17 protein-coding genes are annotated in these 23655 nt (G+C 60.9%); 13 read left to right on the forward strand and 4 right to left on the reverse strand.

The window, feature by feature from the left end; all coding sequences use genetic code 11:
- The first annotated feature begins 35 nt into the window (after nucleotides 1-35).
- On the forward strand, nucleotides 36-1247 hold the full coding sequence (locus FFI89_RS28165) for a hypothetical protein (protein ID WP_246669280.1): 1212 nt from the start codon (nucleotides 36-38) through the stop codon (nucleotides 1245-1247).
- A 25-nt stretch (nucleotides 1248-1272) separates the two neighbouring features.
- Here the strand turns inward: FFI89_RS28165 and FFI89_RS28170 are convergent, their stop codons facing one another.
- Nucleotides 1273-2331: a FemAB family XrtA/PEP-CTERM system-associated protein gene (locus FFI89_RS28170; protein ID WP_138830788.1), complete on the reverse strand. Its 1059-nt coding sequence runs from the start codon at nucleotides 2329-2331 to the stop codon at nucleotides 1273-1275.
- A 322-nt stretch (nucleotides 2332-2653) separates the two neighbouring features.
- Here FFI89_RS28170 and FFI89_RS28175 point away from each other — a divergent pair, with 322 nt between their 5' ends.
- Genes FFI89_RS28175 through FFI89_RS28205 form a run of 8 tightly spaced genes read left to right on the forward strand, consistent with a single transcriptional unit; the run spans nucleotide 2654 to nucleotide 12180 of the window.
- Nucleotides 2654-3598, forward strand: coding sequence for an XrtA system polysaccharide deacetylase (locus FFI89_RS28175; RefSeq protein ID WP_210249038.1), 945 nt, complete (start codon nucleotides 2654-2656; stop codon nucleotides 3596-3598).
- 10 nt (nucleotides 3599-3608) lie between these two features.
- Nucleotides 3609-4910: a glycosyltransferase gene (locus tag FFI89_RS28180; protein ID WP_246669281.1), complete on the forward strand. Its 1302-nt coding sequence runs from the start codon at nucleotides 3609-3611 to the stop codon at nucleotides 4908-4910.
- A 1-nt stretch (nucleotide 4911) separates the two neighbouring features.
- Nucleotides 4912-6213 carry an O-antigen ligase gene (locus FFI89_RS28185; protein WP_168213079.1) on the forward strand — a complete coding sequence of 434 codons (1302 nt, stop codon included), beginning with the start codon at nucleotides 4912-4914 and terminating at the stop codon, nucleotides 6211-6213.
- Nucleotides 6214-6217: 4 nt separating this feature from the next.
- Entirely contained in the window at nucleotides 6218-6358 is a 141-nt protein-coding gene (locus FFI89_RS34605; RefSeq protein ID WP_168213080.1) for a hypothetical protein, read from the forward strand.
- Between the two features lie 9 nt (nucleotides 6359-6367).
- Entirely contained in the window at nucleotides 6368-8467 is a 2100-nt protein-coding gene (locus FFI89_RS28190) for a polysaccharide biosynthesis tyrosine autokinase (protein ID WP_138830791.1), read from the forward strand.
- Nucleotides 8468-8481: 14 nt separating this feature from the next.
- Nucleotides 8482-10002 carry a hypothetical protein gene (locus tag FFI89_RS28195; RefSeq protein ID WP_138830792.1) on the forward strand — a complete coding sequence of 507 codons (1521 nt, stop codon included), beginning with the start codon at nucleotides 8482-8484 and terminating at the stop codon, nucleotides 10000-10002.
- A gap of 22 nt (nucleotides 10003-10024) precedes the next feature.
- Nucleotides 10025-10822, forward strand: coding sequence for a hypothetical protein (locus FFI89_RS28200; RefSeq protein ID WP_138830793.1), 798 nt, complete (start codon nucleotides 10025-10027; stop codon nucleotides 10820-10822).
- A complete protein-coding gene (locus FFI89_RS28205) occupies nucleotides 10819-12180 on the forward strand; it encodes an oligosaccharide flippase family protein (RefSeq protein ID WP_138830794.1) in 1362 nt (453 codons plus the stop codon). Before FFI89_RS28200 ends, FFI89_RS28205 begins: the two co-directional genes overlap by 4 nt.
- A 78-nt stretch (nucleotides 12181-12258) precedes the next feature.
- Here the strand turns inward: FFI89_RS28205 and FFI89_RS28210 are convergent, their stop codons facing one another.
- Entirely contained in the window at nucleotides 12259-12612 is a 354-nt protein-coding gene (locus FFI89_RS28210; protein ID WP_138830795.1) for a VanZ family protein, read from the reverse strand.
- Between the two features lie 442 nt (nucleotides 12613-13054).
- Between FFI89_RS28210 and FFI89_RS28215 the strand changes: the two genes are divergently transcribed.
- Nucleotides 13055-13414, forward strand: a complete 360-nt coding sequence (locus tag FFI89_RS28215; protein ID WP_138830796.1) for a hypothetical protein — start codon at nucleotides 13055-13057, stop codon at nucleotides 13412-13414.
- 262 nt (nucleotides 13415-13676) lie between these two features.
- Here the strand turns inward: FFI89_RS28215 and FFI89_RS28220 are convergent, their stop codons facing one another.
- Complete coding sequence (locus FFI89_RS28220) at nucleotides 13677-15674, reverse strand: HlyD family type I secretion periplasmic adaptor subunit (protein WP_246669282.1); 1998 nt, start codon at nucleotides 15672-15674, stop codon at nucleotides 13677-13679.
- Nucleotides 15671-17434: a type I secretion system permease/ATPase gene (locus FFI89_RS28225; RefSeq protein ID WP_371721909.1), complete on the reverse strand. Its 1764-nt coding sequence runs from the start codon at nucleotides 17432-17434 to the stop codon at nucleotides 15671-15673. Before FFI89_RS28225 ends, FFI89_RS28220 begins: the two co-directional genes overlap by 4 nt.
- A gap of 645 nt (nucleotides 17435-18079) precedes the next feature.
- Between FFI89_RS28225 and FFI89_RS28230 the strand changes: the two genes are divergently transcribed.
- The 3 genes from FFI89_RS28230 to FFI89_RS28240 all read left to right on the forward strand — a co-directional run bounded on the left by FFI89_RS28230 (nucleotide 18080) and on the right by FFI89_RS28240 (nucleotide 23442).
- Complete coding sequence (locus tag FFI89_RS28230) at nucleotides 18080-20077, forward strand: hypothetical protein (RefSeq protein ID WP_138830797.1); 1998 nt, start codon at nucleotides 18080-18082, stop codon at nucleotides 20075-20077.
- 375 nt (nucleotides 20078-20452) lie between these two features.
- Nucleotides 20453-22384: an ethylbenzene dehydrogenase-related protein gene (locus FFI89_RS28235; RefSeq protein WP_138830798.1), complete on the forward strand. Its 1932-nt coding sequence runs from the start codon at nucleotides 20453-20455 to the stop codon at nucleotides 22382-22384.
- Entirely contained in the window at nucleotides 22381-23442 is a 1062-nt protein-coding gene (locus FFI89_RS28240; protein ID WP_138830799.1) for a 2Fe-2S iron-sulfur cluster-binding protein, read from the forward strand. The genes FFI89_RS28235 and FFI89_RS28240 overlap by 4 nt, the downstream gene beginning before the upstream one ends.
- Nucleotides 23443-23655 lie beyond the last annotated feature (213 nt).

Consider the following 23655-nt stretch of genomic DNA (forward strand, 5'->3'; position numbering starts at 1 on the left):
AGGCGCTTGCGTCGAAGGCCATGAGAGTGTTTTGCGTGGCATCACTGCTGGCGGCATCGGGCTTTGGCGCGCTGGCATTTGACGAACTGGCGACAACTACGATCGTCGTCGCGCCGCCGATGCCTCGCCCCGACTATCTACAGGCGGTGACCGACCCGCTGTTCGGGACGGGCTTCACCCGTGTCACCGAACCAGGGCGGCTGCTTGCGGCGGGTATTTCCTGTAACCCAGCCTATTGTCGGCACCGGTATTCAAGCACGCAAGCATGGAACGCCGATCAAAGCCTGTTGGCGATCAACAACGGCTGCAATGGCATCTGCTTTCTGGATGGCAGAACGTACGAGCCGGTCTTTCATCGCCCCATGAACGATGACTGCAAGTGGCACCCGACCGATCCTGCGCTTATGATCTGCATATCCCGCCGCGCGATCTATACCTGGGCGCCGCGGAGCAACGCCAACACGATCGTCTACGCCCCCGCCGACTACGCCAACCTCCAGTTCGGGCCGTACAAGGGAAATCCATCCCGTGACGGCAATCGATTGGTGGTGGTTGCATCGAACGGCGCGGGCGCACTCGTGGCCTTCGCCTATGATCTTTCAGCGAGGAAGAAGTTTCCGGACATCAATCTCGGCAATCTCCCGGGTACCAACGCGTACTGCGGTATCTCGCCCTCCGGACGGTACACATACTGCTTCCACAGGATGGATGATGGAACGGAGGTCACGTATATCTTCACCGTGGACGGCGTGCAGGTCCAGCACTGGATTGAGCATCACCGGCCTGGCCATGGCGACATGGCGATCGATGAGGACGGCAGCGATGTCTATGTGGGCATCAGCAAGGCCGATCCTGACAAGTGGCACGTCATCAAGCGGCGGCTTGAGGATGGTAGGGTCACTGATCTGGCGCCCGCCGGCTACGGCACTCACGCCTCGACGCGCAATATCAACCGTCCGGGCTGGGTTTTCCTGAGCTACGAGGGGAGCTACTCCAGGGTGGTCGGGAGCCCCGGCTACGCGCCATTCTACCAAGAGGTTGTCGCGCTCCGGATCGACGGCAGTGGCGAGACTCGGCGCATCGCCCAGACTCGCAATGCCAAGAGTGACTACTACAGCGAGACTCACGCCTCGCCATCGCCTGATGCTTCGCAAGTGATCTGGTCCAGCAACTGGGGCCAAGCCGGCGGACCAGTCGCGGACTACGTCTCTCGGCTGTCGTGGCCGGCGTCATCGCCAAGGGAATGACAGCCGCAGACGCCGGCGAGAACCGCTACGGAATGTTGCGGACGATCCACGGTCCCAGCCGGTTCGCGAGTGCCAGCGGCATCGTTTTCCAGCAACGGACCGCGAGCGCATATTTCGGATTGTCGGGGCCCAATTCCGGCAGCTCGATTCCGGACGCCAGCCAGTAATACCAGAACAGCGGGCGTACCTCGGGGTTCCACTGTATCTTGAACCGAAACGTCCCTCCATCGATCGAACACCGGCCCAAGTCCAGTTCGCGGGCGCACGACCTGCAGGCCCACTGAATGGCATTCCAGTACAGATATTCGTTCACGCTAAAGGAAGACTGCGAGTAATCGGAACAGATCCAGGGCAGTTCCAACCGCTCGCCGCTGCGCAGCGCTATTGCCCCCGCCACCGGCCGCCCTTCGCGGTGCACCAGCAGTACCGCCGCATCCTTCGCGAACCGGAGGACATTCTGGAAGAATGCCGGGCTGTAAACGGGCGTCCCCAGATCCCGCATGTTCAGGCTGAACACGCGATAGAAGTCGTCGAGCCCTTCGGTCATTCCCACTGAAAACGTGGCTCCGGATTTCTCGGCCTTTCGCACCTTGCCGCGCAGGCGAGAACTCAAACCGGACCAGTGTGTATCGGGATCGGCGTTCAGCGGGATGACGAGCGCCGCTTTGTGCTGTCGCAGCTTCCATCCCGCCCATCCCACCTCCGCGCATCTCGCCGCCGCAAAGGATTGCCGCAGCTCGACGTGATGCGCTCCTCTCTGCGCGGCCAAGCCTGCGGCGGCGGTTGCCAGCGCCGCTTCGTACTCTGGCGTGTCGGCCAGAATGCCGCCATAGTCGAGAAACGGCAGCGATACGAAGAAGTGCCCGAACAGTGAGCTCTTCATCTCGACCAACGGCAGGACCCCTCGCGTCTCACCATCGTCCTGCGCCATCAAATACCAGCTTCGATGACCGAAGGCGCGTAGCAAAACATCCCGCCATTCGAGCGCGTGATACACGGAAGCGTGTGGCGCGCTCTTGACGTAGGTCTGCCACTCTGCCTCGCGCCCCGCATCCGCCAATTCGACGATTTCGAAGTGCTTCATGTGGCGAATCTCAGACCTTTAGGCATAGGTGGTACGGTCGTAGCTGGTGTCGCGACCACCCTCTCGCGGCTCGACGTGTTCCTCGCCGGCGCTGAACTAGCCGAGCTTACTCTCGCCTGCATTCTTCATGCATGACCAAGCCGGGTTACCACCTGAAACCGGTATCGTGCGCACCGCACCACGAACGACGTCGGCAAGCGCACAGGCCGCTTACCTCCACCTAGGTACTCCGTCATATACGCACCGTTCCTGGCATGCCGTGGTACTGCTTTTCAGTTGCGCAAGAAAATGCCGCCCACCGGCTGTTGCAAAGGAGGGAGCGATGGCCAGCATGATCACGGAGCGTCCGGGTTCCGGCAAGGTCGCGCTATCCATCGACGTGGAGGACTGGTTCCATACCGCTAACCTGAATGGTGTGATCGCACGCGAGGCATGGGAACGATGCGAGTCGCGGGTCGAGCGCAACACCATGCGAATGATGGAAATTCTTGACACGTGCAAGACCCGCGCAACGTTCTTCGTGCTTGGCTGGGTGGCCGAGAAGTGTCCGCAGCTCGTGCGCGCGATCGCCGCAGCGGGCCACGAGGTCGCATCTCATGGGTATGCTCACGAACCTATCTACTCGATCCGACCCAGCGAGTTCCGGTCAGACGTACTGCGCTCAAAGCAATACCTCGAAGACTTGACTGGCAAACCTGTCCGCGGCTACCGCGCGCCTAGCTTCTCCATCACTGAATGGGCAATCCCGATCCTGCAGGATGTGGGTTTTGACTACGATTCTTCCGCCGTGCCAACCGTCGCGCATGATCGCTATGGCCGGCTTAATGGGATGGATGCGGGCGAGCCGATCGTTTTGCTCCGCGACGGTTTCTATGAAGTCTGTATCTCGTGCATTCAGCTCGGCAAGCGCGGGATCCCCTGGGGCGGGGGCGGCTACTTCCGGTTCGTTCCCTATCTGGCGTGGGTTTGGGGCGTGCGCAGAATCCTGCGGTCGGGGACGCCTTACATCTTCTACATCCACCCGTGGGAGATCGATGCGGGGCAGCCCCGCGTGGCTGGGATCAAGGCGACAAATCAGTTTCGCCAACGCGTCAACCTACAACGATGTGAAGGGCGCTTCGCCGCGCTTGTTAGCGAATTCGAATGGATTCCGCTTTGCGATCTGATCGACGGGTGGGCGGCGGACGTGACTCGTCGCAGCCGCAGTGCTCAGCCGGTCATGGCGAGTACGCTTTTGATGCCGATCGATCCGGACTGGCAGCAATGAGGATACTCACGTGAGACCGCACCTGCTCTGCATTGGAGGAGAGGACCACTCTTTTCGCATCCCGTTTTTGCTGGCGCTGCGTGACAAAGGCTTTCGGATAAGCGCTGCGGGGACCGGCGACCCCACCCCGTTTGTGCAGGCCGGCCTCGACTATCATCCTTTCCATTTCGCCCGGTTCGTCGATCCGCTGGCCGATTGGGCAGCCGTCAAAACGATCTCGAAGCTAATCGCCGACGTGCGACCGGCCCTCGTTCAGTGCTTCGACACAAAGCTGAATTTGCTGGTTCCCCTCGCGGCGAGAGGCCTCCGTGATGTGAGGGTCATCGTCACAATCAACGGACTGGGCTGGCTCTATTCATCGTGTTCGCCGATGGCGTTGGGGTTACGCCCGGTCTCCCGCTCGCTCCAGCGATTGGCGGCCCGCTGGACGGCGGTGACCGTGTTCCAAAACCGCGACGATCAGGCCTTCTTCATGCGCAACCGGATGGTCGGCAGAGGAGGCAATGTGCTGATACGCGGCTCCGGCATCGATATCGAGAGGTTCGAGCGGGCTGCAGCGACGGGACCATCGCCCGCCGAGCTTCGCCAGGCGCTCGGTCTGGGCGCGTCCGAGGCCGTCATCACGGTGACGCGCATGACGCGACAGAAGGGGATTCCGACGCTGCTCGAAGCGGCAGCGCTGGTCCACCGGCAGCGACCTGGCGTGCGCTTTCTGCTGGTGGGACCGCGCGAGAGCGAGGGGCCGTTCGCAGTGACACAAGCCGAGATCGACCGCCATGCCCCTTATGCGGTGGCCGTCGGTCGGCGATCCGATGTGCCGGCGCTGCTTGGCGTCGCCGACGTATTCGCGTATCCGACCGAATATCTCGAGGGGTTGCCGCGAGCGCTCCTCGAGGCGGCAGTAGCCAGCCGCCCGATCGTGACGACGAGGATGCCGGGCTGCGCCGACGTAATTCGCGACGGCTGGAATGGCTTTCTCGTCCCGCCGCGTGCCCCCCAACTCTTGTCTGAGAGAATTCTCGACCTCCTTCGCGATCGGGCGGCCGCGGCGGCGATGGGCGCCCGCGCCGCGCAGCTGGTGAGAACGGAATTCAACCTGGACGTCACGGTCGCGCGCTACGCCGCGGTGTATGAAACTCTGGCGACGCACTCCATTCCGAACCGCTTGCCGATGCACGAGGACGCGCTTGAGCGTGAACCTTATGCCCAAGACGTGCCGGTTCGGCGATTGGGAGCAACGGGAGAGCAGCTCATGCCGTCTCAGGACGTGGTGGCGCCGGAACGAAGTTCGCACTTCTCTACGGAGGCATGACGTGGTCCTGGACGTGCTGTTCACCATCGGCCTGCTGCTGTCGACGGCATCCCAGTTGAGGCCGGCCGGCGCCGCCGTTGGGCCAGGCGAAATTTGCTTGGCCATCTGGGTTTTGCTGATGCTCTCCCGCGAGATGGGTCGGCTCGGTCCCGCGCCGAGGCCCGCTTTGTCAAAGCTGATGATCTTCTGGCTGGTTTTCGCGGTCGCTCTGTGCGTCGGCACGATGGCAGGATTTGCCACCGGTGACCGTCACGATTCGGGTTTGTTCATGCATGATGTCGTGGCTTACGTGCTGCTCGCAGCCGTCAGCTGTCTGAGCGTGGTCGAGCCCGGGGCCGGTTCTCGCCTGCATCGCGTCGCTTGGCTGTTGGCGACGCTCGGTACGGGATGGCTTTCACTTCAGGTTGCGTTCGGCTGGGAAGTGGTCGACCCTGGAGATTTCGACACTTGGGAATGGGATCGGTTTCGCGGTTTGAGCGACAACGCGAACCAACTTGCTGACTTTTGCCTGTTGATCGGTTTCGTCTCGCTGCATCTTGCCGAAGTGGCACGTGGAGTCGGTGAACGGATCGCCGCTGTGATTTGCATGATCGTCGCGATTGTCGTGGGTCGGCTCACGAAGAGCGATGCATTCCTGCTTGTCCTTCTTGCCGCCGGGCCGATCTTCTTCGCTCTCAAGCTCCTGAGATGGTTAATGTCGCTGGAGCGGCAGATGGCCTTGCGCTCCGCATTCGCGTGGATCCTTGTTCTTTCTCTGCCGCTGGCCGCGGCATATGCCACGCCGCTCGGAGCTTTTGTCGGAGTCGAGGATCTCATCAAGGGAATGACCAAGGGGGGTGGCGATCACGACACCCAGGAAACCACTCGTCTGCGCATCGAGATCTGGAATGCGGCGATGCACCGGGGTATCGAGGCCGCCATGCTGGGCCTGGGACCTGGCCCGCATCTTGAAATTCCGCCGACTATCGTGACGAGCAGACGGGAGTCGCTGAATGACCCGAAGCACGTCGAGCATCCGGAGTACGGATTCACCCCGAATTTCGAGGCGCACAACACATCCTTGGATCTCTTTATCCAAGGCGGGCTGATTGCTGTCTTGAGCCTGGGCTGGCTCGTGGCAACAGCTCTCGTCGTGACGCACATGGCCAAGTTAGATGCGCTGACGACATGGCTCTGTGGGCTCGCCATATTCAGCATCTTCCATCTGATCGTGCGCCATCCGACCTTCTGGTTTGCAATCGCGCTCTGCCTGGTCGCTGCTGCAAATGCCCGCGGAGCCCGGACGATTCGGGTTGGGAGTTAAGGCCATGTGGACCGTCGCCGGCATTCTCGATCCCGACCCGTCCGTGACGGTCGAGAGCATGATCGCGGACGTGAACTTCTGCAGGCGGAGTGCCTACGGCCTGTGGGTCGTTCCAATCCGCCACGAATTGCTGATAGCCAGGTGAGGTTAAGAGATGTTGCAGGTGCGTTTAGACGAATATGCCGCTGACGGCACGGCTCATCTAGATAAAGGCCCGGCCGCCGAGCACGAGGCGACGGGCGCGCAACCGGCGGTCAAGCCGCGGCTGGTGGACGACCTTCACTTGAGTCAAGTCGCTGCCATCCTGCGTCGCCGCAGCGCACTAATCCTCACGATCGCTGGAATCGGTACGATGCTCGCTGCTGTCGTCGGGCTGCTGATCCCACCCAAATATACCGCAATGGCCCAGCTCGTGATTGACCCTCCGGCGGTAAATGCCGAACGCGCGCCAGGCGTGTCGGCGATAGACGAGAGCATTGACACTCACGTGACGCTGCTCAGCTCTCGCGACCATCTCCAGCGTGTCATCAAAAGCCTTTGGCAGGATCCGGAATTCCGGTCAGCAGCGCGCAACACAGTCGACCTTGAGCCGACGCCCGGTGCCAGTCCTGGCGCACAGCGACCGGCTGCTTTGGACCAGCCGAATGGCTCGACGGTGACGGAAACGATAGGCCTGAGCGAGCTCAAGCGCCGCCTGAATGTCTGGCTTGAAGAATTTCATTGGAGTGGACGCGTAGCGGTGCCGTCCCTCGAACAGTTCGAACGCAACACCAAAGTCATCCAGGAGCGTCGCTCTCGCGTGATTTCCGTCGGATACACGTCGGCGAGCCCCGAGAAAGCCGCAGCGTTCGCCAACCGCATCGTCCAGCTCTACGTCGATGACCTGACAGAGCAGAAGCAGGCAGATGCAATTCGTGAACTGGCGCGGCTTGATGAGCGGATTGCGGAGGCTAAGTATGAGATGGAAAGAGCCGGGGCTGCGGTGCAGAAGGCGATCCAGCAAAAACCCAGCTCCGACCAGAACGCCAGCAGCGAGGAGCGAGCGGCCGATGGGAAACTCCGCGAGCTCCTGCTTCATGCGGGGAGTAGTGCGCAGCACTATGATCGCCTTCTGCAGAGTCGAAAGGAGTTGCGCGCCAAGCAGGAGACCGGTTCATCTGGCGTAGGAAACGTCTTGCTGACGGGGGTGCCGAAGCGGCCTAGCTCCCACAATCCGATCCTCTTCATCCTCCCCGCGTTTATCGTTTTTGCAATCGGCGGAAGTTGGCTGGCGGTTATCCTTGAGCGGCTGGACCGCGGGTTGCGTAGCCAGCAAGAAGCCGCTGATGCGCTCGGTATTTCCTGCGTCGGCCTTGTGCCGCAGCTTCTACCAGAGCACGCAATCCGCCCAGACCAGCATCTCCTCACTGAGCCATTTTCCGCATACTCGGAGGCGATACGGTCGGTGGTTGGGACGCTAGGGCTGTCCGGATCCACTCGTAGCTCCAAGGTGGTCCTGATCAGCTCCAGCGTTTCCGGGGAAGGGAAATCGACGTTGGCCCTGAGCATCGCGGCCTACATTGGGGCCCTCGGGCGACGCGTGCTGCTGGTCGATCTCGATTTGCGGCGAGACTCGCGGCTTGGCTGGCTCGACCATACGACCGCAAGACAGCTCGTCGATTTACCCCTGCAGAATCGACCGCCCGCGGAGCTCATCCGGCACATCGCGGGGGCCGGGATCGACTACCTCCCGACGACCGGTTGCCGCAGGCATCCGTTGGCGCTTTTTGCCTCTGAAGAAATGCCGGGCCTCGTCCGTCAGTTCCGCGAGCGTTACGACTGTGTGATCATTGATGGGCCGCCTGTATTCGGTGCAGCCGAGGCGCGATTGCTTCCTTCAATTGCAGACAAATTACTGATGGTCGTGAAATGGGGGAGCACGAGGCGCGAGGTCGCTCAGAATGCGATGAGCATGCTCTATGACTCCGGCTGCCTCAACAAGGATTGCAGCGATCGTGCGGCAGCCATCGTGACACAGGTCGATCTCAAGAAACACGCGCGATATCGCTATGGTGATGTCGGCGAGTTTCTCGCGAAACACGGGGAATACTCCTCCCGCTCCATTGGGGACACAGGCGACAAGAATCCAATAGCAGGAGCCAACGAAAGGCTCCTCGCAATACCTTCCTCGTTGCTCCACACGATCATTCCAATGGGGCGAATGAAAATTGAAGACCTCAAAATCAAGCTGCCGTCCAGGCCGAAGCTCCCGTGAGGAGAGTAAGACACATGGATGCTCGTTATGACATGGGTATGATCCATCGATCATGCGAACATGCGATCCCACCTGTGCTGGTGGAGGTTTTGGACGAATTTCATCGGCGGCAGGTTTCCTACTGCTATTGGAAGAGCAGTAGGCGCCTCCATGCGGTGCTCGCCGGCGAGGGGGATGTCGACCTGCTCGTGGCAAGAGAGGACCAGCATTGCGTCCAAGCGATATTGCTCGAGCGGGATTTCAAGCTCTTTCCGTCCGTCGGCGACCGTGATCATCCGGCAACACTGAGCTTTCTTGGCTACGATAGACGGAGTGGCCAGCTGATCCATATTCATCTCCATTTCCTGTTGATCGTCGGCGAACGACTTCTCAAGAACTACCGAATTCCGTGGGAAGCGGTGCTTCTGACTCGGGCTATCCTCCACCCGACACTGCCGATCCGAATACTTGAGCCGACGAGCGAGGCAATACTGTTGGTGGTGCGCGCTTGCCTTGAGCTGCGGCGACTGGATCCCATGACGCTCTACGTCTGGCAGGCGACAACGCGCAAGTTTGCGCTTGATCGCGCAGAGCTCGCTGCGGCTGTCGACCGCACTACACTTCGCGACCTTGCCGCCGAGCTATTGAGTGAGGACTTGGCGGAACTCGTTGCAGATGCCTTTTACGGCGAGCAGCCGTTGGAAACTCAGGCGCGGCTCCGCCGGCGCATGCGAAAGCATTGTGCCGCATATCGCAGCTACAACACGGTCGAGGCGCGGGTACGCAACGCAGGGAGGGCCCTGCTCTGGGTTGCCGGCGGCCTGAACAAGCGTGTTCTCCATGCGCCGCGACCATGGAACCGGCGCGCGCCCTGCGGCGGGTGCATGGTGGCGATGATCGGCGTCGACGGCAGCGGTAAGAGCACGTTGGTGGCAACGATGCGGGCTTGGCTTGGCTCGAAGGTCGACGTCGTGCCGATTTATTTCGGTACCGGGGACGGCAGACCGTCGCTGTTGCTCTGGCCGTTCAAGCTGATCATGCCCTTGATCATGCGTGTGCTCAAGACCAAGCCCAAAGGTGCGTCGCATGGCAAGATCTCAGGCCACGCTCCGGGACTGCTCTACAGCCTGCTACTGATGGTCTGGGCTGTGGCTGTGGCCGAGGACAAGCGAAAGAAGCTCGCAGCGGCACGGCGCGGAATCAATCGGGGACTCATCGTCCTCGCCGACCGATATCCGCAAAATCAAATCCTCGGCTTCAACGACGGTCCCTTGCTAACACGTTTGACCGGGGTGCCGCATTGGCTTCGTCGGTTTGAGGGCGCCGCATATGCTCTTGCGCGTCGCCTTCCACCGGATCTCGTCATCAAGCTGTTGGTAACGCCCGAGACCGCCGCAAGACGCGAGCCGGAGATGGACCCGGCGATCATCCGGGAGCGCATCGCGGCCCTGCAGCGACTCGAGCTTCCCGGGGCCCGCGTCGTGTGCGTGGACGCCGAACAGCCGTTGGCGGAGGTAATCCGCGCGGTCAAGCACGAAATCTGGCGCCTGATCTAGGCGCGGCCAGCGGAGGCGGCGCATGATCATCGAGCTGTTCGGTCCTCCAGGAGCTGGTAAAACCACTTTCGCGCGCGCCCTCACGGTTCGGCTGCGGGAACGCGGCCACCTCGCGGAACTCAGGCTCAGCTACCGACCGACCGAGCGTGCGCCGGCCCTCGCCCCTCGCCGGGCAACGGTCATCCGTCGCTTGAGCCGACCACTCGGCGAGATGCTGACGATTGCGCGCCACCCGATTGCCAATTCTCGCGACGTCAAGACAGCGGCTCATCTGGTTATGCTGCTGCCTCCAACAAACATTTTCACGTCGATCAAGCAGAGTCAGTACATATTGCGTCTGTCCCATTCATGGTATGAAGCGTCTCGTGTCGCGCAAGTCGCGTTGTTCGATCAGGCATTCGTTCAGGCGGTGTGCTCGTTGGCATTGGTGAGTGGAGTAGCGGACGACACACTGATTGCCGGCGCCCTCGCTTATGCACCACAATCCGATCTGTTGATCCGCCTGGATGCACCTTTTGAGCTTCTGAACGCTCGCCTCCACGACCGGAGGCGCCTTCAAAGTGAAATCGAGCAGCGGTTCGAGCCTGACCTGCAGAGAAGCCTGGCATCGATCCCAATGATCGACCATTTGCACAATCTGTTGCTGCGGGCAGGTCGATCGGTTCTGAGCGTTTCGTCTTTAGATCAGCGTTCTCTTAACGAGAGTGTGAACATGGTGGAGAAGGAGGTCACGAGGAGGCTTCAAAAACCGAGCACAGAGGAGCTCTGTGATGATGACGACCAAGACTGCTGCGCCGCTTTACGGGGGAGCCAGACGTGAGTGACGGAATACCTGGAAGCGCGCCGTTGAGCCGGGTGGCCCGCGGCGGCGTTACAGCATTTTTTGTTTATGGCACCGGTTTCGCGCTGACCTATTGCTCGCAACTCATCATCGCGCGCATCGTCGGCGTCGATACCTATGGCGTGTATGCCTATGTTTTCGCCTGGATGGTCGTCCTGGCGTACTTCTCGACGCTCGGCTTCGACGTGGGGCTTCTGCGCTTTGTGCCAGCTTACGAGGCAGAGGGAGCGTGGCCGCTGCTCCGTGGGGTGATTCAGTATGCGCAAAGGCGGGTGATGTCCGTCGGCCTCTCCGTCATGTTGGTCGGCATTTGTGTCATCGAGAGTTTGGTGTCGTCAACTGAACTCCGGAGGACGTTCCTCGCTGGGTTAGCGCTGGTGCCGATTTTGGCGCTGGTGCGGATCCGCTGTTCAATAGTGCGCGCGTTTGGCGGCGTGGTCTCGGGGCTTGTGCCTGACCGCGTGGTACGGGACGGGACGCTGATCGGCCTTCTTGCGGTCGCCAGTGTGGGCATGGGATGGACCATCAACGCCCCGTTCGTGATGGTGGCCGCGCTGATCAGCTCGGTGCTGGGGCTCACCTGTGCGGGCCTTGCCATGCGGCGTCGCCGCCCCCCTGCCATTGATGACATCTTGCCGGCGTACGACGCCGCGACTTGGCGCCGGGCTGCGATTCCGCTCGTCATCCTCGGCGCTACCGAGTCCCTGTTGAACCGCACCGGGGTCATCTTGCTAGGCTGGATCACGGATACCAAGGATGCGGGAATCTACAGTTTGGCCTTCAATATCGCTCTTGTTGTCACGCTGCCTCGAATCGCGATGAATACCCTGTTCGCGCCCGTCATATCTGATCTGTATGCGCGCAAGGATACGAAGACCATGCAGATCCTCATCACCAGGACTTCGTCATGGACGTTCTGGGCGGGATTGTGCATCGCGGCCGCGCTCTTCGTGCTCGCCTATCCTCTTCTCGCCTGGTTCGGCGCCGGTTATGAAGCTGGCGTGCCCGCACTGCGTTTTCTTCTCATCAGCCAGGTGATGGCCGCCAGCGCCGGTTCCCAATTGTACGTCATGACCATGACCGGGCATGAGCGCAGTGCAGCTGTGCTGCTCGTGTCCTGCGCGATCGTCAACACGGGCGCGAGCGCGGTGCTTATTGGCATGTTTGGTTTGACCGGCGCGGCGATCGGCACCGCGGTGTCTCTGGTCGTCTGGAATCTGGCGATGACGCTCTTTCTATGGCGGCGTTTGAATCTGTTGGCGGGTGTATTCGCCACCTTCCGGATTGCTCCCAAGAAGGAGCCATCTGTCATCACCGGTCGTGAGCGCGTCATGTAGCGGCTGTTCCCTCACGGGATCGCACTTTCAGCATCGCCTTCGTGGTCGCGCTTCTCCCGACAGCGATCTTGTTAGTCATCATTTAAGAGAGCGCGTTCGACTCCGATAAAAGAATACCGTAACGCAGGCGCAGGCCACTCCGCCGGAACTCGCCAGCCAATCTAACAACTCGGCATGACGGCCCGGAACGTACATCTGGCCAAGCTCGAGTACGCCGGCGTAAACGCTGAGAAGAGCCGCTATTAACCACGGAGGTTTTTGGGGATATGCGGCGAGAACAGCAATCCCGGCCATCAGATAAGCCGTCGTGTGTTCCAGTCGTGTGTTGAAACCAGTCCGGACCATTTCCTGTCCGGGCATCCAGGACGCGACCGTAAGCCCGATGACAAATGCCCATGCGATGAACCTCATCGCGACGTAAGGATTTTTCATCATCCTACTCTAGCGCTTTCATCGCGACTCCAGGATCGCCGCTGGTGCGTCTTTGCCCGGAAGGCTATCCGGGATGGCGCCACCCCGGAAAACCGGTACTGGCCTGGGCACTGGCCGAATTAGGCCACTCGCAGATCAAAACGGCCACTTGCAGGGGAACGGTTTTCTGGCTGGCGAATTATGAGACCGTGCCGTTCCAGCAGTTCAGCATATTGCACGATGCAAGGCCACCTACGGCCTCAGCTTGCTGCTCGCGCTGGGGCCGTTTCTTTTGGCCCCTCACCTCTCTCCCGTCCGGATGCACCCAGAGGTACGAGAGCGCCTAGATGTTGGGAGCAATGCTGCGCGATAAACGCAAGTGGTAGCATCCGGGTCCCCCACCCCCCGCGAGCACGCGCCGGGCCTCACCAGCCGATTGGCTGTACATCTGACCGGCTGAGCGATGGATGGGCTCAGCTACGTCAGTTTGAAGCAGCTACGTCAGTTTGAAAACGAGTTGTCCCCGTCATCCAATATCTTTTCGGGCTGGGCAGTGAGACGGATGGCTCCCTGCCCTGCGCATCCTTCTCGTCGGTCAGGTGATCGCAGCAAGCTACGGATTGCAATTATACGTCATGACGATGACCGAACACGAACGCGCCGCCACCGCCGCCGCCTGCTGGTCCTGAGCGCTGTGGTCAGCGTCGTCGCCGGTATCGTCTTCATCAGCATGCCAGGGCTGACAGGCACAGCGATCGCGACAACCATTGCGCTGATTGTCTGGAACGTAGCGATGGCGCTCTTCATCTCCCGGCATCTGTGATTTCTGCCGGGTGTCTTCGGGATGCTCGGATCAAGACTCCGGCGCTCCCTGGGGCCACGCAAAGCCGGAGTCGTCCGGCTCATGGAACTGCAAGAGCGATGCTGGAGTTACCTGCAACCCTGAAGACTTCAACAGGAATCCAAATCTCCTGTCCCTGTCGCAAATTGTATCCGGCACATTTATGACGAAGCCCGCGAGGACGTGCGTCGTAAAATGCGACCGATGGTCTGGATGACAGACATCAGCCGGCCACGACGCCGCGTCATCGCTCGTTGAACGCGCGCTGAATCTGGTCGGTGATCGGCTTGAACAGGTAGCTCAACATGGTGCGGCTTCCGGTCTGGAGGAAGACCTCAACAGGCATGCCGGAAATGAGATGAAGCTCCCCGAGACGGCGGCGTTCTTCGCCGGGAAGCGTTGTCCTCACGGTATAGTAAGCGGCATTGGTCTGCTTGTCGTGGCTCAGGTCAGCCGAAATGTAGGACACGGAGCCACTCAATTGCGGCGTCGTTCGCTGATTGAAGGCCGGAAATCGCACCAGGCTCTTCTGGCCAATCCGCACCTGATCAATGTCGTGGGGCTGCAGCCTTGCCTCAATCTGCAGACTATCCTTGTCCGGCACGATTTCCATGATGACTTCACCCGCGGCGACGACACCGCCGATCGTGTGAACGGCAAGCTGATGGACCACTCCCGATGCAGACGCTCGGATGTCGATCCGATTGAGCAGATCCCGCGCCGACACGCTGCGCTCCACTAGCTCGGCTTCCTTGCCTTGCGCCTCGCGGAGGTCCTTCATCACGTCCGTGCGAAAATCCTGATCGATCCGGACGATCTGAAGCTCCTCCTCGCTGATCTTCGATCGCGCCTCGGCAATCGCCGACACCAGTTGCCCGCGCTCGCCCTCGAGGCGGGCTGCGTCACGCTGCAGAGCCGTAAGCCGCATCAACGGCACCAGATGCTTGTCGTAGAGGGTTTGAACGCCCTGGAGCTCGCCGGAGATCAGATCGAGTTGTGCGGCCTTGGCATCGATTTGAGCATTGAGACCACTGATCTGCTCTCCCAATTGCCCGACGTGGCCACGCAGCAAGTCCTTTTGGGTCTGACGGGCCGTCTTGCGCGCTTTGAATAAGGTGTTCTCAGAGGCGATCAGCTGCTCCACATCGTGATCGGTCGGGCGCTCGGTCAGGTCGAGCGGCACTTTGAGCTCCTCGCTATCGTCCCGCTCCGCAACAAGCCGGGCAATCCGGGAACGGAACTCATCGAGTTGCTTGGTAATCACCTGAAGAGACGCGCGCGCTTGCGTTGCGTCGAGGCGCGCGAGCAGGTCGCCCTCGTTGACATGCAGGCCATCGCGGACCGGTATTTCCGCCACGACGCCCCCGGTGGGATGCTGCACTTTCTTTACGTTCGATTCGACAATCAGGTTGCCGGCCACGACCACGGCGCCCGAAAGCGGCATCAGAGCGGCCCACCCGCCAACCAGCCCGACGCCAAGGATGAGTACTCTGAGACCGGACCTGAGTTCGGTCTCAAACGTGCGCCTTATCCGCGTCGCCAAATCCTCACCGTGGGAATCCCCCACGGGCGTTCCGTCGCCCTTAACGAGGAAACCGTAACCGGACCTGAGATATCCGCCGCAAACCCCAAGCGCGCGGGTTACACCGCCCTTGCCAGCCTGGACGTCGTCCGCTTGCTCGTCCCTGCCGGAGCGGCGCACCGGAAGGGAACCTTGCGCTCCAGCTTCAAATTCGCGATCAGGGCGCTCGATTGGCCGACGGCGGTCGGAGACCGAAGCGGCACGCTGAAACGCCATCGTTTCGCCGATGCGCGCAACCGACGACTGGCGCGTCGCGCCGGCATCTTGATGTCGCGCAACCCGGCCGGGATTTGTCGCAGGACGCAACTCCTCGGCGGGCAGTTCGCTCGGATCGGACATGCGCGCGCCGCTGAATCCGAGACGCTGCAGACAAGCATCGACGGCGCGGGTCATCGCGCCCTTGTGGTGACCGGACTTTGCGGGGCGCCTGCGCCGTTTGGATTTGCTGGCCGGCCCGCCGCCATTAGCATTGCCGTTCGCGGAAGAAGCTGAAGAAGCTTTTGGCCCGGAGCGCTGTTGCTGGTGAAAGGCCTCCTGGATCCGCTGAAGTTCAAGGACAAGCGCGGCACCCTGGCTTCCGGTTGTTGTACCTGGTCTCTCTTTCGCCGAAGACCGCAAACCACGGGTTCGGCCGGTCAGAATCTCGCCGCTCGAACTCATGACGCTACCTCGGCGGCTACGGGGGACGGCTTCGCGTGGATCGGCGTTGGCGCGACCGGCATCTGGCGGCCCGCAGAGCGCGCCACGCGCCTAAATACCTCTTCGCGCGGCCCGAAAGCGATTGTCCGGCCATCGTAAAGCACCATCGCCATGTTCAGCGCGGCAAGCGCGCTCGGGCGATGCGATACCACGATAACGATGCAATTCCGCTTGCGCAGGGTCTCGATCGCTCTCGTCAACGCATTCTCGCCATCGGCGTCCAGGTTGGCGTTCGGCTCATCAAGGACAACCAGAAACGGATCGCCGAAGATGGCGCGGGCCAAGCCGATGCGCTGGCGCTGGCCGGCAGAAAGAGACATGCCCCCCTCCCCGATCTGCGTCGCATATCCGTTCGGGAGGCGCAAAATCATCTCATGCGCCCCGGCGACCCTGGCAGCGCCCAGAATTGCCTCGGATGTCGCCGTTTCGTCGAACCGTGCAATATTTTCGGCAACGCTCCCGTCAAACAGCGAGACGTCTTGCGGAAGATAGCCAATATGCCGGCCAAACTCGTCCGAATGCCACTGATCGATCGCAGCACCATCGAGACGCACCACTCCGCTGGTCGCCGGCCAGATGCCGACCAGCGCTTTGGTGAGTGAGGTTTTTCCCGACGCGCTCGCTCCCAGTAGCGCCAAACCCATACCGGCTTCCAGAGCAAAAGAGACATTCGAAACAATCATCCGATCCGTTCCCGGAGCCGGCACGGCCAGATCCTGAACCAGAAGCTCGCGCCGGGGCCGCGGCAGAACCACCGGAGGAGCCGCAGGCGGCGCCGTGACTTTGAGAATATCGCGCAGCCGCTTAATGCCCTGACGCGCCGCGACGAGTTGCTTCCATGTACTGAGTGCCACCTCGACGGGGGCCAGCGCCCGACCCATCATGATCGACGACGCGATCATGATTCCGCCGGACGCCTGTTCGACCACGACAAGGTATGCGCCAACACCGAGAATCGCGGATTGCAACACGTAGCGCAACACCTTCGCCGCCGATCCGAGATTGGCATACATGTCCGTGGCGCGAACGTTCTCCCGTAGAAATCGCTCATTGGCCTTCGACCACCGGGCCGTGAATCGACCTGTCATTCCAAGCGCGCGGATTACTTCTGCGTTAAGGCGCGTCGCGTCAGCCTGCACTTGCCGCTGGGCACTGCTGTCCATCGCAGCCTTGGCGGCGCCTTTCGACTGACGCTCGGTCAGCCAGGTGACCGCCACGATCGAAAGCGCCCCCAAAACCGCGACGGCACCGATGACCGGATGAAACAGAAAAAGCGCGATCAAAAAGATCGGGATCCACGGCATGTCCAGAAATGCGGTTGGCCCGAGGCCGGACAAAAAGCTCCGCACCTGATCGAGATCGCGCAGCGGTTGTTGCGTCAGCAGAGATCTCACCCCGCGCAACGGAAGGGTTGCCAGCGCCACGTGGATTGGCTCCTGCAGATTGACGTCAAACAACGTTCCCACCCGCGACAACATCCGCATCCGCAAGGCATCAAAATATCCCTGCAACAGATAGGCGAGAAGAACGATGAAGGAGAGCCCCAGCAAGGTCGCAATATTGCGGCTCGGAATGACCCGATCATACACCTGCAACATGTACAGCGAACCCGAGAGAGTCAGGAGATTGATGACGCCGCTGAAGACCGCGATCCCCAACAATCGCCGCGCACTTGCGCGCAGCCCATCGGCAACGGGATCGCTCGATCCAATGCTCAACATTGCGCTAACGGCATTCGTCTAATTCGCCTTGCTGTTATTGATGCTGTTATTGATGCTCTCGCAGCGAGTTCGCTTCTATCTCGGTCGAAGCCATACGCTGTCGAGCAATCAACGGTGGCAACCGATACCGGCAGAATTTTGACGAGATTGCGACGCCGGCACCTGCCAAAGTTCTGCGGCAGAGACCTTCACCGACGTGAGTTGTGATTCACTTATTTGAATTACAACGATCTCGATGACTACATTGCCTCACATCGTGTGCGCATCGTGTCGCAATGGTTCCCTGAACGACCCATGTTCATAATATGATGATGATCTGCTGAAGGACTGAATCACGCCACGTGGAATCAAGCTAACTCAATTGCAGACCGTCCAGATTTCCGGATGACGGCCGCAACATCCACGCGCATTCGGCAGCACCGCATCTTCAACGACCCCGCGACGAAAGCGGATTGCACGCCAAACAAATCTTGTTTGGGCAGATATTAAATCACGTTCTCGTCAGATTCTCGTCTCGAAGATAATGAAAACCCTAACGCTCTGTAGTGCCATCGACACGAGCAATCGAACCGTCGTGGATTTCGTAATCGCCAAGGGGAAGTCAAAATTGACTTGGGCGCTCGCACTCAAAAGGGAATACAACACATGACTAGGGCCAATCTTGAGCATCTGCATCACAGCGACGATCATCAGAACCTTGGCCAAACCGAAACGCCACCACCAGCGCCGCCTGTCGTTGCAACGCCGCCGGCCGCTGGAGCAGGCGGCGGTCTGACGGCAACGGATCTGTTCAACGACGCAACGACGCGTGAGATTGGCGGCATAGGCCCGGACCAAGTCAACTTGATCGTCTCGGACCTCGTCGGCGTGCAGCAGATGTTGAGCGCGGCATTGCCCCAGATCAATGACCTCACTGGTCTGCACACGCAGATCATCATCAATCAGCTCAACGAAGAGATCGCATCCATCGAGAACGCGAACTCGCCGACGACGGGCACGCTGACATTGGGAACAGATCTCGGACAATTCGTCGGGCGTGCGATCAACGATATCCATCGGGACATCATTGATATCGCTCAGGGCGACCCGGGTGTGCAGGCGCTGTTTAACCCGGCGCCTCTCCCACCCCTGAACACCCCTCCTGCACCGTTCCATGACAATGCAGCGCAGACGACCTTTCTCACTCAATGGATCCAGGACAGTAACCATCTTGGGCAGATGGCGACCACGATCGAGAATAATGGCTTCAACGGAGACATTGCTGGACTGGTGCAGCAAATCCAGACCTACGAGAACAATTCGAACGCCTTCGATCAGTCTCAAGGCGGCCTGTTCTCGGCGCGCTTCTGGAACGAGCTTCGGACGGATGGAACGTCGGGCACGGCGGCGACCGCGCTGATCGAGGGTTTGCAGACGCACAATGCCGGGGAAGTCAACGCCGCGGTGGAGCAGCTCGCTGCGAACTCTTCGGATGTGGCGAGCAATAACCTCATGGCGAATGGCGGGAGCTACGCGAGTGTGGTGGCGGACGCGCAGGCGACGGCCGTGACACCGACGGGCCACCACCACGTTGCAACACCTCCTGCAGCAACACCCCCCGCAGCAACGCCGCCGGCGGCTGGAGCAGGCGGCGGTCTGACGGCAACGGATCTGTTCAACGACGCAACGACGCGTGAGATTGGCGGCATAGGTCCGGACCAAGTCAACTTGATCGTCTCGGACCTCGTCGGCGTGCAGCAGATGTTGAGCGCGGCATTGCCCCAGATCAATGACCTCACTGGTCTGCACACGCAGATCATCATCAATCAGCTCAACGAAGAGATCGCATCCATCGAGAACGCGAACTCGCCGACGACGGGCACGCTGACATTGGGAACAGATCTCGGACAATTCGTCGGGCGTGCGATCAACGATATCCATCGGGACATCATTGATATCGCTCAGGGCGACCCGGGTGTGCAGGCGCTGTTTAACCCAGCGCCTCTCCCACCCTTGAACACCCCTCCTGCACCGTTCCATGACAATGCAGCGCAGACGACCTTTCTCACTCAATGGATACAGGACAGTAACCATCTTGGGCAGATGGCGACCACAATCGAGAATAATGGCTTCAACGGAGACATTGCTGGGCTGGTGCAGCAAATACAGACCTACGAGAACAATTCGAACGCCTTCGATCAGTCTCAAGGCGGCCTGTTCTCGGCGCGCTTCTGGAACGAGCTCCGGACGGATGGAACGTCGGGCACGGCGGCGACCGCGCTGATCGAGGGTTTGCAGACGCACAATGCCGGGGAAGTCAACGCCGCGGTGGAGCAGCTCGCTGCGAACTCTTCGGATGTGGCGAGCAATAACCTCATGGCGAATGGCGGGAGCTACGCGAGTGTGGTGGCGGACGCGCAGGCGACGGCCGTGACACCGACGGGCCACAACACTGCAACACCTCCTGCCGCTGGAGCAGGCGGCGGTCTGGGCGTGGCCGAGGCAACAACGACAGCCGTGGCCGCTGCCACGGCCGCTACGGCGATCGCCACCGCCTCGGTCTCGCCCGGCATATCCCCGCTCGCGCCGGTTGATCACCACGCCGGAGATCCCCAAACTCCCTTCTTGGAGAACGCGCATCACTTCCATCACCTGTGGGGATAGCGGTGCGTCCGTGACGGCTATCTACGGGTGATTTCATCACCGCGTCGGAAGCCGGCACCGGCATTTAAGTCGTTAACGTATCAACGCGCTGGTCGGGGAATTTGAACCGGCCGGCGCGATTGGCATTGCATGGGCGCATGCAGTCTGTTCACCGGGTAATGGCGACAACTGCATCGATACAGGGGATCTATTCTTGCACCACCTCTTGCACCACCAGGTAATTTCGTTTCTCGGAGCAGACACCTCGTCCTTTGGAGCATCGGCATGTCCACCATGTCGCGTCGGGGCGTGCTGCCGCTCGTCCTCGCATCGTTCAGTAACCCGGCCCCATGGTGGGGCCTCTCGCCGGCGAGGCGTGGTCCCGAGGCTTGACGCATGAGACGACGCAGGACTTGGACTCGCCGCACGGACTATGGGACGATCATCCTGCACTGGATTCTGGTCGGCTTTCTCTTGATTGCGATCGCTACCGGCTTGAGGATCGCCGCGGAAACACCAGACCGAACGTGGATCAATGCACTGGATAGCCTGCTGCCCCAGTCCACGGTGTGGACGGCGCACCTACCTGCGGGCGTGGGATTGGCCGCGGTGGCCATTGCCTACGTGGTTTATATGCCGCTTGCAGGGCTCTGGCGCCGGGTTCGGCTAGACCGGGTTCGCCTGCTCGGGCTGGTTGGCGGCAAACAGCCCCGATGGGGCGCGATCAACGTCATCCTGTACTGGCTGTTCTATCTTACGCTGATCTCGCAACTCGTGACGGGCGGCCTGCTGTATCTTGGAAGTGCAAACGGCATGGTATCTGCCTGCCACTGGTACGGCATGTGGATGATTTTTGCCTACGCTGCCTTGCACGTGCTGTCGCACCTCAAGCTCGGCGGGATGCTGCAATTGCTTCGCATCTTTCGACCGGCGCGTCTCGGAGTGCCGCAAAAACCGCTGGATCCCGTCGATCTGCTTGCTTTGCTGGCGGAACACTCCCATCGGCCGACGGCACCACCGCGCGTCACCCAAACGCACCCCAGGCCTCATCGGCCTGAAACGCTGCGGCCACAAAAAGCAAAACGGGATCCGATGTTGGATCAGCTGGTCCCACGCGCGACTGCGACACCGCAGCCACGGCAGAACGCCGAGACTGCGCGGAACGCCGTTAGACCACGACGTCGATCCGTGCTTCACGCCAATCCGCTGGTCGTCGCGGCTGCGAGCGCGTTCGTCGGCGCCTCGTTTCTGCTAGCGATCGATCGCGAGACAGTAGACACGCTTCACATCCGCCACATCGGAAGTGTGGACGCTCCGGTACTTGACGGCGATACATCCGACGCGATCTGGCGGACCACGCCGCCGCTTTACATCGCCACCGCCCAGGGCGGGAATTTCGACGGAAACGGAGCAACCACGATCGAGGTTCGCGCGGTCCATGACGGCACCTGGGCCTATTTCCTCTTTGCTTGGGACGATCCAACCCGCTCGCTGAAGCAGCTCCCTCTGAAAAAGACAGCCGATGGCTGGCACCTCCTCCATGAGGGTTACGAGCTGGGCGACGAACACTCCTTCAACGAGGACAAATTCTCCGTGATGTTGACCACGCTCGACGTCATTCTTGCGGGCGACCGAACGTTCCATGCCGGACCGACGCCGGCTGCAGGCAAGCCCGGCACGCTCTCGGGACGTGGCTTGCACTACACGATGAACGAGAGCACGTTTCTCGATGTCTGGCAGTGGAAAGCGACCAGCGGCGGCGCGAGCGGCTGGATGGATGACGCGTATATCGGCCCTCCCGCAGAGCCGACGCAAGATCAGATCGATCGGAAAACTCCCTTCCGCGGTGGCTTCGCGCTGGATCCGGGCACGGCTAACTACTCCGACAATTTCGAGGTCCGCGCGTCCGGCGATTACCGCCGGCCCATCAAACCTCGCCGCCTGCCGAGCAACTTCAGGGCGATGGCCTTGGCCACGGGCAAGATCGATCTCGACCCAAACCACGGCGAGAGCGATGGTGCGCGATGGTACATGACCGAGTCGGAATCAGTGCCCTATTCCGACGCGCTTGATGCCCAGATCCCGGTTGGCACCATCATTCCCGGCGTCGTCATTGCTGGTGAGTATTCAGGCGACCGCGCCGACGTCCGTTGCGCCGCCCGCTGGGCGGCCGGACGCTGGGCGCTCGAGGTCGCGCGGCGGCTCGATACCGGGAGTCAATTCGACAAGCCAATCACGACCGGGACTTTTATGCGGCTCGCCGCGTTCGATCATGCCCAGACACGTCACACGAGGCATGTTCGGCCAATTCGCTTGGAGGTGGAATGAAACGCAAGGTCTGCAAGGTTTCGGTGAACGGCCAAGGCTTTTCAGCAAAGTTTGGCGACCTGCTGCTCGACGCGGCGCTGATAAACGGCGTCGATATTCCGCACGATTGTCGCTCGGGCCATTGCGGCACGTGCCGCGTCAACGTGGTCGACGGGCGGGTCTTCGGCGGAGACGGCGACCCGGATTCGGTGAAAGCCTGCCAGTGCAGAATCCTCTCGGATCTCGAGATCGCGATTGAAGAGGTCCCCGAGGCGGTTACAATTTCGGGACGCGTCGTTGGACTCGTGGCGCTCGCACCGGATGTTGTCGAGGTCTGTATCAAACTGCCGCGACCCGCGGGTTATCTTCCCGGTCAACATTATAATGTAAGGTTTCGCGGATTTCCCGCGCGGTGCTACAGTCCCACAGCCCCGCTGGACAAGCATTCGGACGACGGCCTCGTGCGCTTCCACGTGCGCCTGGTGCCGAACGGATTGGTGTCGTCGGCGCTCGGACGGGAGATTGGCATCGGACACCGTGTAACTCTGCTTGGTCCGCACGGCACCGCGTATTTTCGGCCGGATCACCCTCATCGCCTGGTTCTCGTCGCGGGCGGCACCGGCTTTGCACCGATGTGGTCGATTGCGCAGGCGGCCCTGATCGAGTGGCCTCAACGCCAACTCATTTTTGTGGTCGGTGCCCGGACGTTGAATTCGCTCTACATGGTTCCGGCGCTGTGTCAGCTCGCGCGCCACCGGAATGTCACCGTTGTTCCGGTTGTTTCGGAGCCGCAAGCCATTTCGAAGGTCGTAAGGGCGGGTCAACCGACCGACTATTTGCCAACATTCTCACCCTTTGATGTCGTCTACGCGGCAGGCGCACCGGGCATGGTTGAGAGCGTGGCTTCCAGAGCGAGAGCTGCAGGCGCAAAGTGCTATGCTGATCCGTTCGAACACGTATCCAATCAAGCCACCACCGTGGGCCTGTGGTCGCGCGCCATCTACTGGCTCAACAGCAAACCGAAAATTCCATCGCCGTCAATTGTCTACGAGCCGGAACTGACCAGCGTCCGAAGATAGGCCGCGAAGCGAGCGCGGCGGCTGTTTTCGGTCGCCGCGCGGTGCCCGCCGATGGATCGAACTTGGAGAAACAAAGGTCGCGGCAACCTCGCTCTTGTACGATCATTGCTCGACCGCACCGGATCGGGGAAACTGTCTCCAGCCGACCCGAGAGCGAATGTCGTCCAGCTTGCTCGCTCCAGCGGCCCCGCCGTTCCGGCGGCCGCGTTCCTC

Source organism: Bradyrhizobium sp. KBS0727 (genome assembly GCF_005937885.2).
Classification (GTDB): Bacteria; Pseudomonadota; Alphaproteobacteria; order Rhizobiales; family Xanthobacteraceae; genus Bradyrhizobium.

Excerpts from the sequence above, each read along its gene's own strand:
- FFI89_RS28210 (WP_138830795.1), bottom strand. The coding sequence starts at position 12,612 with ATGAAAAATCCTTACGTCGCGATGAGGTTCATCGCATGGGCATTTGTC.
- FFI89_RS28200 (WP_138830793.1), top strand. The coding sequence starts at position 10,025 with ATGATCATCGAGCTGTTCGGTCCTCCAGGAGCTGGTAAAACCACTTTC.
- FFI89_RS28235 (WP_138830798.1), top strand. The coding sequence starts at position 20,453 with ATGAGACGACGCAGGACTTGGACTCGCCGCACGGACTATGGGACGATC.
- FFI89_RS28170 (WP_138830788.1), bottom strand. The coding sequence starts at position 2,331 with ATGAAGCACTTCGAAATCGTCGAATTGGCGGATGCGGGGCGCGAGGCA.
- FFI89_RS28220 (WP_246669282.1), bottom strand. The coding sequence starts at position 15,674 with ATGAGTTCGAGCGGCGAGATTCTGACCGGCCGAACCCGTGGTTTGCGG.
- FFI89_RS28230 (WP_138830797.1), top strand. The coding sequence starts at position 18,080 with ATGACTAGGGCCAATCTTGAGCATCTGCATCACAGCGACGATCATCAG.
- FFI89_RS28195 (WP_138830792.1), top strand. The coding sequence starts at position 8,482 with ATGGATGCTCGTTATGACATGGGTATGATCCATCGATCATGCGAACAT.
- FFI89_RS34605 (WP_168213080.1), top strand. The coding sequence starts at position 6,218 with ATGTGGACCGTCGCCGGCATTCTCGATCCCGACCCGTCCGTGACGGTC.
- FFI89_RS28225 (WP_371721909.1), bottom strand. The coding sequence starts at position 17,434 with ATGTTGAGCATTGGATCGAGCGATCCCGTTGCCGATGGGCTGCGCGCA.
- FFI89_RS28215 (WP_138830796.1), top strand. The coding sequence starts at position 13,055 with ATGGATGGGCTCAGCTACGTCAGTTTGAAGCAGCTACGTCAGTTTGAA.
- FFI89_RS28190 (WP_138830791.1), top strand. The coding sequence starts at position 6,368 with ATGTTGCAGGTGCGTTTAGACGAATATGCCGCTGACGGCACGGCTCAT.
- FFI89_RS28175 (WP_210249038.1), top strand. The coding sequence starts at position 2,654 with ATGGCCAGCATGATCACGGAGCGTCCGGGTTCCGGCAAGGTCGCGCTA.
- FFI89_RS28240 (WP_138830799.1), top strand. The coding sequence starts at position 22,381 with ATGAAACGCAAGGTCTGCAAGGTTTCGGTGAACGGCCAAGGCTTTTCA.